12 protein-coding genes are annotated in these 13,681 nt (G+C 74.1%); 5 read left to right on the top strand and 7 right to left on the bottom strand.

The window, feature by feature from the left end:
• Window positions 1–165: 165 nt before the first annotated feature.
• Genes OO48_RS30780 through OO48_RS30790 form a run of 3 tightly spaced genes read right to left on the bottom strand, consistent with a single transcriptional unit; the run spans window position 166 to window position 3,445 of the window.
• Window positions 166–1,251, bottom strand: coding sequence for a threonine aldolase family protein (locus OO48_RS30780; RefSeq protein WP_209439570.1), 1,086 nt, complete (start codon window positions 1,249–1,251; stop codon window positions 166–168).
• Window positions 1,248–2,024, bottom strand: coding sequence for an SDR family NAD(P)-dependent oxidoreductase (locus tag OO48_RS30785; protein WP_051733175.1), 777 nt, complete (start codon window positions 2,022–2,024; stop codon window positions 1,248–1,250). The genes OO48_RS30780 and OO48_RS30785 overlap by 4 nt, the downstream gene beginning before the upstream one ends.
• Window positions 2,021–3,445, bottom strand: a complete 1,425-nt coding sequence (locus OO48_RS30790; protein WP_033222271.1) for a DUF6421 family protein — start codon at window positions 3,443–3,445, stop codon at window positions 2,021–2,023. Before OO48_RS30790 ends, OO48_RS30785 begins: the two co-directional genes overlap by 4 nt.
• A gap of 355 nt (window positions 3,446–3,800) precedes the next feature.
• On the opposite strand from OO48_RS30790, the gene OO48_RS30795 reads away from it, so the two are divergent.
• Together OO48_RS30795 and OO48_RS30800 are read left to right on the top strand one after the other, a co-directional pair.
• A complete protein-coding gene (locus OO48_RS30795; protein WP_033222272.1) occupies window positions 3,801–4,355 on the top strand; it encodes a DUF5134 domain-containing protein in 555 nt (184 codons plus the stop codon).
• Between the two features lie 215 nt (window positions 4,356–4,570).
• Window positions 4,571–5,518, top strand: a complete 948-nt coding sequence (locus OO48_RS30800; RefSeq protein WP_033222273.1) for a M56 family metallopeptidase — start codon at window positions 4,571–4,573, stop codon at window positions 5,516–5,518.
• Window positions 5,519–5,580: 62 nt separating this feature from the next.
• On the opposite strand, the gene OO48_RS30805 is transcribed toward OO48_RS30800, so the two are convergent.
• Window positions 5,581–6,000, bottom strand: coding sequence for a MarR family winged helix-turn-helix transcriptional regulator (locus tag OO48_RS30805; RefSeq protein WP_033222275.1), 420 nt, complete (start codon window positions 5,998–6,000; stop codon window positions 5,581–5,583).
• An 88-nt stretch (window positions 6,001–6,088) separates the two neighbouring features.
• On the opposite strand from OO48_RS30805, the gene OO48_RS30810 reads away from it, so the two are divergent.
• Window positions 6,089–7,633 carry an MFS transporter gene (locus OO48_RS30810; protein WP_245194866.1) on the top strand — a complete coding sequence of 515 codons (1,545 nt, stop codon included), beginning with the start codon at window positions 6,089–6,091 and terminating at the stop codon, window positions 7,631–7,633.
• Between the two features lie 334 nt (window positions 7,634–7,967).
• Here OO48_RS30810 and OO48_RS30815 read toward each other — a convergent pair whose 3' ends face one another.
• Complete coding sequence (locus OO48_RS30815; RefSeq protein WP_081952510.1) at window positions 7,968–8,834, bottom strand: helix-turn-helix domain-containing protein; 867 nt, start codon at window positions 8,832–8,834, stop codon at window positions 7,968–7,970.
• Window positions 8,835–9,247: 413 nt separating this feature from the next.
• Between OO48_RS30815 and OO48_RS30820 the strand changes: the two genes are divergently transcribed.
• Complete coding sequence (locus OO48_RS30820) at window positions 9,248–9,769, top strand: ATP-binding protein (RefSeq protein ID WP_051733178.1); 522 nt, start codon at window positions 9,248–9,250, stop codon at window positions 9,767–9,769.
• Between the two features lie 112 nt (window positions 9,770–9,881).
• On the opposite strand, the gene OO48_RS30825 is transcribed toward OO48_RS30820, so the two are convergent.
• The gene (locus OO48_RS30825; RefSeq protein WP_033222278.1) at window positions 9,882–10,124 is read right to left on the bottom strand and encodes a DUF397 domain-containing protein; all 243 of its coding nucleotides are present in this window, start codon (window positions 10,122–10,124) and stop codon (window positions 9,882–9,884) included.
• A 348-nt stretch (window positions 10,125–10,472) separates the two neighbouring features.
• Between OO48_RS30825 and OO48_RS30830 the strand changes: the two genes are divergently transcribed.
• Window positions 10,473–11,372 (top strand): sirohydrochlorin chelatase, encoded by a 900-nt coding sequence (locus OO48_RS30830; protein ID WP_245194867.1) that lies wholly within the window; start codon window positions 10,473–10,475, stop codon window positions 11,370–11,372.
• A gap of 133 nt (window positions 11,373–11,505) precedes the next feature.
• On the opposite strand, the gene OO48_RS30835 is transcribed toward OO48_RS30830, so the two are convergent.
• On the bottom strand, window positions 11,506–13,656 hold the full coding sequence (locus OO48_RS30835; RefSeq protein ID WP_033222279.1) for a G8 domain-containing protein: 2,151 nt from the start codon (window positions 13,654–13,656) through the stop codon (window positions 11,506–11,508).
• Between the last annotated feature and the right edge of the window lie 25 nt (window positions 13,657–13,681).

Consider the following 13,681-nt stretch of genomic DNA (forward strand, 5'->3'; position numbering starts at 1 on the left):
ATCATCGAACTGGTTTCTCAGGGGATTGGCCGCCCCGGGACCGTCCACACAGATGCGTGTCCGGTGCTCCCTGCCGAGCGACCAGTCAACACTACGCCGGATCGGCGACGGGTGCAAACGGCGTCCCGTCCCCGATCCGGCGGGGGTGTCGTGGGTGCGGGCCGGTCAGGCCTGGCGGGCCATCTCCTCGGCGATCGCGGCGGCGAAGGCGTCGATGTCCTGCTCGGTGGTGTCGAAGGCGGCCATCCAGCGGACTTCGCCGGTGTGCTCGTCCCAGAAGTAGAAGCGGTAGCTCTTCTGGAGCCGCTCGCTGACCTCGCGCGGGAGGAGGGCGAAGACGGCGTTGGCCTGGACGGGGCGGACGACGGTGACGCCGGGGATGTCGCGGACGGCGGTCTCCAGGCGGCGGGCCATCGCGTTGGCGTGGCCGGCGTTGCGGAGCCAGAGGTCTCCGGTGAGGAGGGCCTCGAACTGGACGGAGACGAAGCGCATCTTCGAGGCGAGCTGCATCGACATCTTGCGCAGGTACTTGAGGTCGCGGACCTTGTCGGGGTCGAGGACGACCACGACCTCGCCGAGCAGCAGGCCGTTCTTGGTGCCGCCGAAGGAGAGGACGTCCACGCCGGCGTCGGTGGTGAACTCCCGGAACGGGACGCCGAGGGAGGCGGCGGCGTTGGCGAGCCGGGAGCCGTCCATGTGGACGAGCATGCCGCGCTCGTGGGCGTGCTCGCAGATCGCCCGGACCTCGTCGACGGTGTAGAGGGTGCCGAGTTCGGTGGACTGGGTGATCGAGACGGCGAGCGGCTGGGCGCGGTGCTCGTCGCCCCAGCCCCAGGCCTGCTGGTCGATCAGGGCGGGGGTGAGCTTGCCGTCGGGGGTGGGGACGGTGTGGATCTTGATGCCGGCGAGCTTCTCGGGGGCGCCGCCCTCGTCGACGTTGATGTGCGCGCTCTCGGCGGCGACGACGGCGCCCCAGCGCGGGAGCAGGGCCTGGAGGGCGACGACGTTGGCGCCGGTGCCGTTGAAGACGGGGTACGCCTCGGCGCGGTCGCCGAAGTGGCGGCGGAAGACGGTCTGCAGGTGTTCGGTGTAGGCGTCCTCGCCGTAGGCGACCTGGTGGCCGTCGTTGGCGAGGGCGATCGCGGCGAGCACCTCGGGGTGGATGCCGGCGTAGTTGTCGCTGGCGAAGCCGCGGACGGCGGGGTCGTGGTGCCGCACCGCGTCGGTGGGGCCGGTGAAGGAGTGGTTCATCGGGCTGTCAGCCACAGGTGCTGTCCGTTCAGTTCTGCTGCGGGGCGGTCCCAGAGGGACGCCAGGGTGGTGGCCAGGTCGGCGGTGTCGGTGAAGCCGGTGAACTTGGCCTCCGGCTTCTCGGCCCGCATCTCGGGGCTGAGCAGGGCCTTGATGACCAGGATGACGGCAGCGGCGGTGGGGTCGCCGTCGGGGTCGGTGGTCTCCTTGCGGAAGGAGTCGGCCATGGCCAGGGTCCAGGCCTCGGTGGCGGCCTTGGCGGCGGCGTACGCGGCGCCGCCCGCGGTGGGCTTGTGCGCGGCGGCGGCGGAGACCATGGCGTAGCGGCCGGCGGAGCTGCGCAGCAGGGCGGGCTGGAAGGCCAGCGAGGTGTGCTGGAGGGTGCGGACGACGGTGTCGTGCAGGAAGTCCCAGTCGTCGATGCGGGAGTCGAAGAAGGTCTTGCTGCCGCGCCAGCCGCCGACCAGGTGGAACAGTCCGTCGACGTGGCCGTGTTCGGCTTCGAGGTGGTCGGCCCAGTCGTGCACCTCCTGCGGGTCGAGCAGGTCGATGACCTGGCCGTCGACCCGGGCGCCGGGGACGGCGGTGCGGACGGTGGCGAGGGCGGCGTCCAGGCGGTGCTGGTCGATGTCGGCGCCGATGACGGTGGCGCCGCCGGCGGCGAGGCGGCGCAGGGTGGCCCGGCCGGCGGGGCCGCTGGCTCCGGCGACGGCGATCACCTTGCCGTCGAGGGGGCGGTCGGCCGGGCGGGCGGTGTCGGTGCGGGCGTTCACGCGGCGATCTCCTGGGTGCTGGTGCCGGTGATGCCCTTGGTGCCGGCGATGACGCGGCCGAGCTTCCGGGACAGGGCTTCGTAGAACATGCTGAGCGGGAACTCGTCGGGGTGGACGGCGTCGCACAGGGCCTTGCGCAGTGCCTTGTCGTCGGCGAGGTCGAGCGGCAGCGCCTCGGGGCCCTTGGCCCAGGTGGAGGCGGGGTGCGGGGTGAGGTACTTGGAGACCAGCTGGTAGGCGGCGATCCAGTGGGCGGTCTTGGGGCGGTCGATGCCCTCGCGGTAGAGCGTCTCGATCTCGGCGCAGAGCTGGTTGGTGGTGTCGGCGACGCGGGCCCAGTCGATGGTGAGCCGGTTGTCGCGCCAGCGCAGGGCGTCGTGCTTGTGGAGGTAGGCGAAGAGCAGCTGGCCGCCGAGGCCGTCGTAGTTGCGGACGCGGTCGCCGGTGACCGGGAAGCGGAACAGGCGGTCGAAGAGGATGGCGTACTGGACGTCGCGGCCCTGGGGGTGGCCCTCGGCCTCCAGGCGGACCGACTCCTTGAAGGTGTTGAGGTCGCAGCGGAGCTCTTCGAGGCCGTACATCCAGAACGGGCTGCGCTGTTTGATCATGAAGGGGTCGAACGGCAGGTCGCCGTGGCTGTGGGTGCGGTCGTGGACGAGGTCCCACAGGACGAAGGTCTGCTGGGTGCGGTCCTGGTCGTCGAGCAGTTCGGCGGCGTCGGCGGGGATGTCGAGGCCGAGCTGGCGGACGGCGCTGGTGGTGACGGCGCGGAAGCGGGCGGCCTCGCGGTCGCAGAAGATGCCGCCCCAGGTGAAACGTTCCGGCGCTTCGCGGACGGCGACCGTCTCGGGGAAGAGCACCGCGGAGTTGGTGTCGTAGCCGGCGGTGAAGTCCTCGAAGGCGATGCCGAGGTAGCCGGGGTTGTCGAAGCGGGTGCGCTCCAGTTCGGCGATCCAGTCGGGCCAGACGACCTTCAGCAGGACGGCTTCCAGGTTGCGGTCCGGGTTGCCGTTCTGGGTGTACATCGGGAAGACGACCAGGTGGCCGGTGCCGTCGACGCGCTGCTCGTTCGGGCGGAAGGCCAGCAGCGAGTCGAGGAAGTCGGGCTCGCGGTAGCCGGTGTCAGCCCACTTGCGCAGGTCGGCGCGGACGGCGTCCAGGTAGTCGGCGTCGTGCGGGAAGAGCGGGGCCAGCTCGGCGACGGACTGCTGCACGGTCTCGACCAGCGGGTCGACGGTCGCGCGCGGCACGGCGGCGAGGTCGATCGAGCCGTCCTTGGACTGCAACGGCCGGAGCGCCTCGACGGCGGTCTTGAGGCGCGACCAGGCGGGGTGACCGACCGGGCCGGCGGCCTGGCCCGCGGGCGTGGTGGTGGCGTGGGCGTCGCCCGCGATCGCGAGCGTCGGCGAAAGATTCTGCATCACAGGCTCACTTCGACAGGAGTTATTTCGACAGGACCACGTTAAATGCGAAAGGTTCTCCGGCTCAAGGCCGGTTTGACGGTAGACGCTCCATTTCGTAGTACCACCGGGCGTCGTTCCCGCCGCCGTGGATGAAACGGACAGATCCGGCGGTGGCGGGAGCGGGCGCCCGGCCTGCCCCGACCATGCCCCGGGCCCCACCGGCCCGCCACCGGGGCGCCCACGGTGTGCACCGGACCGGTCACGCCTCGGTGCGCCCCCGTTCGCGCCCTGCTGCGGCCGGGCGGGGTCGGTGATCGTGGGGGGAGCGGCCGGACCCGGCGGGTCCGGTGCCGAGGGCACGGAGGGGGACGCGATGCACGGTCCGGCGCTGGTGAGCTGGCTGCTGGCGGCACTGGCCGCGGGCAGCGGCGGCTACTGCGGGTGGCGGGTGCGCCGCTGGAGCACCGACCCGGCCTGCGGCGGGCACCACCGGGCGCGCCGGGAGTCGGACGTGCTGGAGGCCGCGATGGGCCTGGGCATGGCCGGGATGGCGCTGCTGCCGGGGGTGTTCTGGAGCTGGCCGTACGCACTGCTGGCGGCGGTGCTGCTGGTGGGCGCGCTGGCCGGGCGCGGGGCGGGGCTGCGGGTGCACCGGCTGCACCACGGGATCGGCGCGCTGGCGATGGCGTACATGGCGCTGGCGATGGCGGGCGGGGGCGGCGCGGTGGGCGGGCACGCCGGGCACCACGGGCAGCCGGGCGGGCTGCCGGTGCTGACGGGGGTGCTGCTGGTGTACTTCGGGGCGTACGCGCTGTGGGAGGGCAGCCGGGTGCTGGCGGCGGGCGGTCCGGCGGTGGCGGCGCCGCTGCCGCGGGCGTGCCGGGCGGCGATGGGGATCGGGATGTTCGCGATGCTGCTGTCGATGTGAGCCCGGGGCGGCGGTCGGACGGGCGCGTGCGCCGGACGGCCCGCCGACGGAGGGCTGGCGGAGGGCTGACGGGAGCTGACGGGGCGTCGGGAGCGGTGTCCGGGCGTGGCCTTGGTCACTGGACCGACCTGGGCGTTCCGCGCGGGCGTGTGGCGGCATAGGTTGGGAGAGGCGCACCGCCGCGCCCCCGCCCCCTCCCTCGGGGAGACCTTGCCATGACGGCACTGCTGAGCCTGCTGCTGCTCGGACTGCTGCTCGCCACCGTGGCGCCGAGCCTTCTGGCCCGGGCCCGCTGGCCGGAGCGCGAACCGGTGCTGGCCCTGCTGGTGTGGCAGATGCTGGTGGTCGCGGTGCTGCTGTGCTGCGTGCTGAGCCTGCTGCTGGCGAGCGCGGCCGCGCTGCCCGCCTGGCGGGACGTGGTGTTCGCGGGCGCCCCGGCCGGGGTGGAGGGCGCGTACGGGCTGGCGGGGCTGGAGGGCTGGGGCCGGCTGTCGGCGGCGGTGCTGGCGGCTGGCGGGGTGTGGACGGCGGTGTCGCTGGCCCGGGAGGTCCGTTCGGCGCGGGCCGAGCGCGGCCACCGGCACGCCCAGTTGCTGAGCCGGGCACCGGAGTTGCCGGTTTCGCTGCTGCCGCGCCGACGCCGGGTGCGGGAGCCGCTGGTGGTGCTGGAGAACGTCCGGCCACAGGCCTGGTCGCTGCCCGGGCCGCGGGCCCGGCTGGTGGTGACCACGGGGGCGCTGCAGCAGTTGTCGGACCGGGAGTTGGCGGCGGTGCTGAGCCACGAGCGCGGCCACGTCCGGGCCCGGCACCACTGGCTGGCGCAGTGCGCGCAGGCGCTGGCCACCGGGTTCCCGGGGGTGGGGGTGTTCTCCGCGTTCCGCGACCAGGTCGCGGTGCTGGTGGAGTTGGCGGCGGACGACCGGGCGGCGCGGCGGCACGGGCGGGTGACCACGGCGCTGGCGCTGGCGGAGCTGAACAGCTCGGTGTTCGCCTCCTGCCCGCCGGCCCAGCTGGCGCAGTCCCCCGCGCGGGTGGACCGGCTGCTGCTGGGCGAGCCCCGGCTGCCGGTGCCGGCCCGGCTGGGGTGGACGCTGGCGGCGCTGGCGGCCCCGCTGGGCGCGGTGCTGCTGGCGGCCGCGCCGGGGCTGTCGGCGCTGCTCTGAGCGGCCGGCGAGGGCCGGTCCCCCTTGTCCGGCTGGGTGGTTGACGGCCGGTCAGCCGTGGTTCAGCACTCGGGGCCGAGCGTCTCGGCGAGGATCCGGCGGTGCACGGGGCGGGCCTTGAGGTAGCGCTCGCGGCCTTCGTCGGTGAGGGCGATGTAGATGCCGCGCCGGTCGTCGACGCAGTGCGTGCGCTGGAGCAGGCCGGCCTTCTCCATCCGGGCGACCAGCCGGGAGAACGCGCTCTGGCTGAGGTGGACGGTGCCGGCCAGGGTCTGCGCGCGCTCGCCGCCGCCGGGCTTCTCCTGCTCGAACTCCCGCAGCCGCTCCAGCAGTTCGAACTCGCTGACGCCGAGCCCGAACGCCTCGCCCAGCTCGCGGTCGATGGCGCAGGCGGTGGCCGCGTGGCGGGCCAGCAGGGCGCGCCACCGCTCGCTGAGCGCCGTCTCCGCGGCCGGGTCGTGGTCTGGGTCGAAGTCGGTCACGCCGCCAGGGTAGCACATGCACGCGCATTTGATGCAGCCACATTAAATGCGCTTGCATTCCATGCACATGCATGTAGCGTTCTGTGCCATGACCGACACGACCCTGATCCGCACCCCCGTGCCCGGCACGCCCGTGCCCGACGCCCCCGTGCCCGACGGGCCCGCCGCCGGCACCCGCTGGAGCCCTCGCCTGTGGGGCGCCCTGGTGGTCCTGTGCGCCGCGATGTTCCTGGACGCGCTGGACGTCTCGATGGTCGGCGTCGCCCTGCCCTCCATCGGCGCCGACCTGCACCTGTCCGACTCCGCCCTGCAGTGGGTGGTGAGCGGCTACGTCCTCGGCTACGGCGGGCTGCTGCTGCTCGGCGGCCGGGCGGCCGACCTGCTGGGCCGCCGCCGGGTGTTCCTGGTCGCCCTGGCCGTGTTCGCCGGCGCCTCGCTGCTGGGCGGGCTGGTGGACAACGGGCCGCTGCTGATCGGCGCCCGCTTCCTGAAGGGCGTCAGCGCCGCGTTCACCGCCCCGGCCGGCCTGTCCATCATCACGACGACGTTCCCGGAGGGCCCGGCCCGCAACCGGGCGCTGTCCATCTACACCACCTGCTCGGCGGCCGGCTTCTCGCTCGGCCTGGTGATCAGCGGCCTGCTGACGTCGGCGGGCTGGCGGCTGACGTTCCTGATGCCCGTCCCGGTCGCCCTGATCGCCCTGGTCGCCGGCGTCAAGCTCCTCCCCCGCCGCGCCGACGGGCAGCGCGCCTCGGGCGGGTACGACGTGGCGGGCGCGGTCACCGGCACCGCGGCGGTGCTGCTGCTGGTGTTCACGGTGACGGAGGCCCAGGGCGCGGGCTGGCTGTCCGCGCGCACGATCGGCTCGCTGCTGCTGGCGGCGGCGCTGGCCGCGTCCTTCCTGCTGATCGAGTCGCGCACCGCCCACCCGCTGGTCCGGCTCGGCATCTTCCGCGACGCGGGCGTCCGCCGGGCCAACCTGACGGCGCTGACGCTGATGGGCAGTTACGCGGGCTTCCAGTTCGTGGCCACGCTGTACCTGCAGCGGCTGCTGGGCTGGTCGGCGCTGGAGACGGCGCTCGGGCTGCTGCCGGGCGGCGCGGTGGTGGCGCTCTCGGCCGGCGCGGTCGGCCGGCTGCTGGACAGGTTCGGCCCGGCCCGGGTGCTGCCGGTCGGCGTGGCCTCGATGGTGCTCGGCTACGCGCTGTTCCTCCGGCTGGACGAGCACAGCGGCTTCGTCGGCCTGGTGCTGCCGAGCATGCTGCTGATCGGCGCGGGCTTCGCGCTGGCCTTCCCCTCGATCAACGTGGCGGCGACCTCCGGGGTGTCGGACGACGAACAGGGCCTGGCCTCGGGCCTGGTGAACACCGCGCTCCAGGTCGGCGGCGCGATCGTGCTGGCCGTCACCACGGCGGTGCTCACCGCGGGCAGCGCCGGCGGCACCGACGCGCACGCCCAACTGGCGGGCTACCGGCCCGCGTTGCTGCTGGTGACGGGCACCACCACGCTCGGCCTGCTGATCGCGCTGATCGGCGCGCTCCGCTCCGGCCGCGCGGCGGCAGCGGTGCCGGGCGTGACGGCGAAGGCGACGGCAGGGGCGGAGGCGGTGGAGGAGGTGCGGGCGGAGCGCTGAGGAGCGCCCGGGCGGTCGACCCCTCGCCGCCCGAAGCACCCCACCGGCAGACGCCGGTGCACCGGTGGCCGGCTCCACCAAACCCCCGTGTTGGTGGAGCCGGTGCGCCGTCCGCACCCGGCCCGGACGGGCGGTGCGGACTTCGGAGCAGTCACGATGGCAGTTCGCCGGGCCTCGGTCAATCCGGTCGGCCGGGCCGATACCGAACTGCCACCCGCGCCAAGGAGGTTGACGGCGCACCACCCGCACCACCGACGGGCCCCGGCGTACGCCGGGGCCCGCCGACGGAGTCCCGGCGCCGGGCCCGACCACCAGGCCGCCTCCGACCGCCCGGCTACTGCCCCTTGAGGATCGACTGCAGCAGGTCGAGCGTCTGCTGCGGGGTGAGGCTGTCCACGCACAGCCGCTCCATCACCTGCAGGTACTCGTCGACGTCGTCGCGCTTGTCCAGGTAGAGGGCGCTGGTGAGCTGCTCGACGTAGACCACGTCGGGCAGGTCCTGCTCGGGGAAGCGCAGCACCGAGAACGCGCCGCTCTCGCCGGCGTGCGCGCCGAACCGGAACGGCATCACCTGGACGACCACGCTGGGCAGTTGGGCCAGTTCCATCAGGTGCTCCAGCTGGGCCCGCATCACCTCGGGGCCGCCGACCGGGCGGCGCAGCGCGGCCTCGTCGATGACGGCCCAGAACTTGGGGGCGCGGCCCTCGGTGAGCAGCCTCTGGCGGCGGGTGCGCAGGGTGACGCGGCGGTCGATCTCCGCGTCGTCGAGGGCGGGCCGGTTCTGCACGAAGATCGCCCGGGCGTACTCCTCGCACTGGAGCAGGCCGGGGACGAACTGCACCTCGTAGGTGCGGATCAGCGCGGCGGCCTCCTCCAGGCCGATGTAGGTCTGGAACCAGTTGGGCAGCACGTCGTTGTAACTGTGCCACCAGCCGGACTTGTTGGCCTCGCGGACGAGCGCGAGCAGGGCTTCGCGGTCGGGGCCGGCGGCGAGCCCGTAGAGGCTGAGCAGGTCGGCGACGTCGCGCTCCTTGAAGGAGACCCGGCCGAGTTCCATCCGGCTGATCTTGGACTCGGAGGCCCGGATCGCGTAGCCGGCGTCCTCGCGGGTGATGGCGCACCCCTCGCGGAGCCGGCGGAGTTGTGAGCCGAGGAGGATGCGGCGCACCATCGAGCCCCCGCCGGGCTGAACTGTGGTCATCGGGCCAAACCTCCACTTGGACGGACCAGTTGCACAGTCTGCCACCAGTTGGGCGCACTGAGTGCCGGTAGTGGTGCGGCGGGCTACCGCTTCGGCCACTTCGGGTCCATCTTGCACGTGCATCCGCAGCATGCATATGCCAATCGCACGACTGCACGTGAATCGACTCTTGCATCTGCCGTGAGCGCAGAGGACCATGGTGCACGTGCACTTGCACGCCCTGGCAATCCCGCGGGCTCCGCGTCGACCCCATGCGCGAATCCGCACACCCTCCCGGCAACGCCCGCGCGTCGCTGGGTACTTGTGTGTGCGGACGGGTCGGCCCGGTGGCTCGGCGGCCGAGCGAGTCGGAGGTGACCGGCATGGCCCCGGTGGGTCCCGCCGTGTCCGCCCCCTTATGGGAGGAGCTCTTCATGAGCACCGGTACGGTCCTGGCGACCGACCCTCATGTGGTCAGCTGCACTCTCGCTCCCCGCTTCGAAGCGGTGCGCACCGCGCGGGAGTTCACCAGGCGGACGCTGGACGACTGGGGCCTGGGGGAGATCTTCGACGACGTCGCGCTGGTGGCGTCCGAGCTGGTGACCAACGCCCTGCGGCACGCGCTCGGCCAGAGCGAGCCGTCCCGGGTGCCGTCCCAGAGCGGTCCGCAGGCGGCCCCCGGGGTGCTGCCCATCCGGATCAGCCTGGTGCACCGCTCCCCTCAGGTGGTCTGCGCGGTCAGTGACCCGTCCAGTTCGGGCCCGGTCGCCCGGGAGGCGGACTTCGTGGCCGAGTCCGGCCGCGGGCTGCACCTGGTGGACTCCTTCTCCCGCTCCTGGGGCTGGCACCCGCTGGCGGGCGCGGGCAAGGTGGTCTGGGCGCTGTTCGACGCGTGCGAGGCCGTGCCGGGCCCGGAGCAGCTGTCCAACCCCGGCCGCCACCGCCGCTCCGCCTGAACCGTCCGGCCCGTCCTGCGGAGAGCCCGGGGGCCGGGCCGCACCCGGGGAACACGGAGGCCGTCGTGGTGGGCTACCACGACGGCCCGGGTGCGCGGGAGTTGGCGCCCGGTCAGGGCGTTCCCCCCAGGTGGTCGAACTCCCCGTCCTTCACGCCGAGCAGCATCGCGGTGATCTCCGCCCGGGTGTAGACCAGCGCCGGCCCCTCCGGGAATCGCGAGTTGCGCATCGCCACGTCGCCGTTGGGCAGCGCGGCGAATTCCACGCAGTTGCCCTTCGAGTTGCTGTGACGGCTCTTCTGCCAGACCACCCCGTCCAGGTCGGTCGCCGCCATGCCGTTGTACGCCTCACGCATTGTCTTCTCCCCAAAGCCTGGCGAATGCCTCACTTGACGTGATGATAGCCCCCCTGCACGTGCATCAGCATGGGAAATCTCCCGTGCAAAGGAACGTGCCGATGCCGACACCAAGCCTTCACAGCAGCGCAATTGACTGGGCGTAAGCGGACACAGCCGGGCGAAACGCCGACTGCCCCATGACCGTCCGCACACACCTGCCAGCGCGTTGTCGATCACCACTCCCCACGACGCGGCTCACAGGCAGTCACGATTCGCGCTGTGATCACTGTCACTTCCCGACCGAAAGCCGACCGCTCCCGGCATCCGACTGCAACGCGCGCGGGGACATGTCCTACGATCTGGCGCATGAGCACCGCAGCCATCCCGGGCGCGCCACTGCCCGTCCGTACGCCAGGCTCCCGTGCGCGGGGGCGCCACCGCCGTCCCGAGCGCCCCGAGATCATGGCCGGTTCGCCCGCCCTGGTGCTGGCGATCCCGGCCTTCGCCGGGCCGGAGAGCCGTCCGGTCGTCGAGGAGCTGCTCTCCGTCGTCCGCACCGAGCAGTCGGGCATCGAGGTGACGGCGGCCTACCTGGGCGGCGAGGACGCGCCGACGGTGGCCGGCCTGCTGGCGTCGGCCGCCGAGGCCGGCCTGCCCGCGCCGGTGATCGTGCCGCTGGTCCCCGGACCGCACGACTTCCTGCCCGAACTGCACAAGCTGGCCGCCGAGACCGGCGCCCGGGTGCTGGACCCGCTGGGCCCGCACCCGCTGCTGGCCGAGGCCGTGCACGTGCGGCTGTCCGAGGCCGGGCTGGCCCGCGCCGACCGGGCCCGGCTGTTCGCCATCGCCACCGCCGCCGACGGCGTGGTGCTGACCACGGTCGGCGGCGAGGAGGCCGCCGCCTCGGCGGGCATCACCGGCGTCCTGCTGGCGTCCCGGCTGGCGGTGCCCGTGGTCCCGGCCGCGCTGGACGTGCCGGGCTCGGTCGCCGCGGCCGTCGCGCACCTGAGGGCCACCGGCTCCGAGCGCCCCGCGCTGGCCCCGCTGGTGATCGGCCCGGAGGCCGACCCCGAGCTGCTGGCCACCGCCGCCGAGGAGACCGGCTGCGCCAGCGCCGCCCCGATCGGCGCGTACCCGACGGTGGGCCAACTGATCGCCTCCGCCTACCTGGCGGCGCTCCCCGAGCCCACCCAGGAACAGCTGGAGGCCGCCGAGGCGGCCGCCGAGCAGCAGCGCACCTCCACGGGGGCGCACGCGGCGCGCTGACGCCGACCAGGGACCGCGACGGGCAGGGGCAGCGAATCGGCGCGCCCCCGCCCGTCGCGCTTCTCCCCTCCGTCCGGACCGCCCGCCGGGCGGCCCCGGCGGTCACCGGCCGGCCCGGCCGACGGCCCCGGACTCAACCCGCGGTGACCCGCCCGGTCTTGGGCGCGCTGTCGGTGAAGGCGAGTGCGGGCAGCGCGACCGCCCGCGGCGGGGTCGGCGCCTCGGCCGGGGCGGTGACGGCGTTCCACGGGGTGCCGGCCGCGCCCTGTCCCCCGCCGCCCTTGCCGAGCGAGACGGTCTGCGACCGCCCGGCCGGGCGGAACAGGATCCGCTCGGGCTCGGGCGCGCCCGGGTCGAGCCACAGTTCGCTGCCGGGCGGGCCGCCGAACTCGCAGTCCAGGACGGCGACGTCGTCGGGCTCGCCGTCGGCGGTGGCCCGGAACGCCACCCCGGCCTTGCGGTAGCCGGTCAGCCGGCTGCGGCTGAGGGTGACCGGCTCGCCGTCCAGCTGGTGCTTGAGGGTGGCCACCGCGTAGTCGGACTGCCCGGCGGCGTCGATCAGCAGCCCGTCGAAGACGGTGCCCCTGTCGCGGCCCAGCGCGTGCACGGCGATGCCGCCGGCCGCGTTGCCGTACAGCACCGAGGCGGTGTAGTCGAAGTCGTTCAGGTAGGCGCCGTGCTCGATGCCCCAGCCGCCGTTGTGGTAGGCCGCGTACTGGGTGACGGTGTGGTGGTGCTCGGCGTTGAGCCAGACGAAGACGCCGTTCTCCAGGTTGTTGTGCGCCAGGCAGCGCTCGAAGGTCCAGACGCCCTCGCTGGTCTCCGGCCACTCGTAGCCGGAGGCGCCCGCGGCGCCCTGGACGCCGACGGCCACGCAGTCCCGGGCCGAGGAGCCCGTCCCGGCGCCGAGGCTGAACCCGGTGAGCCGGTAGCCGCGCGGGTTGGGCTCGAAGACGGTGCGGGAGGCGACGCAGCCCTCGTAGGCGATGTCGTTCGAGGGGCCCTGCGGGGTGCGGGTGTCGATCGGGCCGTCCCACCAGTACGCGTCCTCCCAGGTGTCGTGGGAGATGCAGCCGCGGAAGGTGATGCCGTGGCTGGCGTGCGGCACGAAGGCGTGGCTGCCGGTGTCGCGGACCACCACGCCCTCGACCACGGTGCCGCGCGAGGTGTCCAGCAGCATGTGGAAGTGCAGCCCGTACCGGCCGAGCACCGGTTCGGTGACGGGCTTCCCGTTCCAGCTCTCCTTGCCGTCGGCGCGCGGCCCGAGCCAGCGCAGCGCGGCGTGCCGGACGTCGGCCGGGCGGCTGGAGGTGAGGTGGACGTGGGCCCGGCCCTGCTCGGTGCCCTCGACGCGGACGTTGCGGCTGAGGTTGAGCACCTCGGCGCCGAAGGTCGCGCCGCCGCCGAGCGCCACCCGGGGGTGGGCGTTCTCCAGCGGGCCGGTCAGCGTGACGGTGGCGCCGTCGACCCGCTCGACGGTCACCAGGTCGTACGAGGTGGAGAAGCCGTCGGTGTCGGGCGGCGCGGTGGGGGTGACGGCCAGTTCGTCGCCCACCTGCCAGCCGGCGGGGGCGGCGGCCAGCTTGATCGTGGTGTCGCCGGGCTTCAGGGCGGTGGCGGCGCGCGTCCAGGCGGTGCGGGGGGCGCCGTCCAGGCGCAGGTAGCCCTGGCCGGTGACCCACAGGCCGGTGTCGGTGTCGACCACGGTCATCCCGCCACCGGCGAAGCGGCGCTCGTCGATCCCCGGGAAGCGCAGGGTGTGGGTGTGCGCGCCGTCGGGGGCGAGCGCCAGCGTGCCGCGCACCTCGACGTTGCCGGCGCTGGCCAGGGTCAGCGACTTGTCGGCGGCGAACACCAGCGAGCCGGTCCTCTCCACCAGCAGCGAGCCGACCTGCACGTCGGCGTCCAGCACCACCTTGTCGGTGATCCGCACCGCGCTGCCCGGGCCGGGCACCCGGCCGCCCCAGCCCTTGGCGTCCGACCACTTGCGTCCGGACTGGTCGACCGGCGGGGGCGGCGCGGCCGGCTGCGGGGACCCGGACGCGGGCGGCGGGGCACCGGGGCCGTGCTGGTGGCCGGTCGGCGTGCCGCCGCCGGGCCCGGGCCCGGGGACCGGTCCGGCGGCGGGCTCGTCGGCCCCCGCCAGGGACTGCCGCAGGACCGCTCCCCCGCCGAGCGCCGTCACCGTCCCGACCGCCAGCCAGGTCAGCATCCGGCGCCGCCCGACCGGCGGGCGCCGGTGCCGGTGCCGCGTCGGCTGGTCGCCCTCGCGCTGCTGTTCCACCTCGGCCGCCCTTCCGGGGCCCGCG

The organism is Kitasatospora phosalacinea (assembly GCF_000716545.1).
Lineage (GTDB): Bacteria > Actinomycetota > Actinomycetes > Streptomycetales > Streptomycetaceae > Kitasatospora > Kitasatospora phosalacinea.

What these genes read in the sequence shown, in the direction of transcription:
- OO48_RS30780 (WP_209439570.1), bottom strand. Translation starts at nt 1,251, where the DNA reads ATGAACCACTCCTTCACCGGCCCCACCGACGCGGTGCGGCACCACGAC.
- OO48_RS30790 (WP_033222271.1), bottom strand. Translation starts at nt 3,445, where the DNA reads ATGCAGAATCTTTCGCCGACGCTCGCGATCGCGGGCGACGCCCACGCC.
- OO48_RS30795 (WP_033222272.1), top strand. Translation starts at nt 3,801, where the DNA reads ATGCACGGTCCGGCGCTGGTGAGCTGGCTGCTGGCGGCACTGGCCGCG.
- OO48_RS30800 (WP_033222273.1), top strand. Translation starts at nt 4,571, where the DNA reads ATGACGGCACTGCTGAGCCTGCTGCTGCTCGGACTGCTGCTCGCCACC.
- OO48_RS30810 (WP_245194866.1), top strand. Translation starts at nt 6,089, where the DNA reads ATGACCGACACGACCCTGATCCGCACCCCCGTGCCCGGCACGCCCGTG.
- OO48_RS30815 (WP_081952510.1), bottom strand. Translation starts at nt 8,834, where the DNA reads ATGACCACAGTTCAGCCCGGCGGGGGCTCGATGGTGCGCCGCATCCTC.
- OO48_RS30820 (WP_051733178.1), top strand. Translation starts at nt 9,248, where the DNA reads ATGAGCACCGGTACGGTCCTGGCGACCGACCCTCATGTGGTCAGCTGC.
- OO48_RS30825 (WP_033222278.1), bottom strand. Translation starts at nt 10,124, where the DNA reads ATGCGTGAGGCGTACAACGGCATGGCGGCGACCGACCTGGACGGGGTG.
- OO48_RS30830 (WP_245194867.1), top strand. Translation starts at nt 10,473, where the DNA reads ATGAGCACCGCAGCCATCCCGGGCGCGCCACTGCCCGTCCGTACGCCA.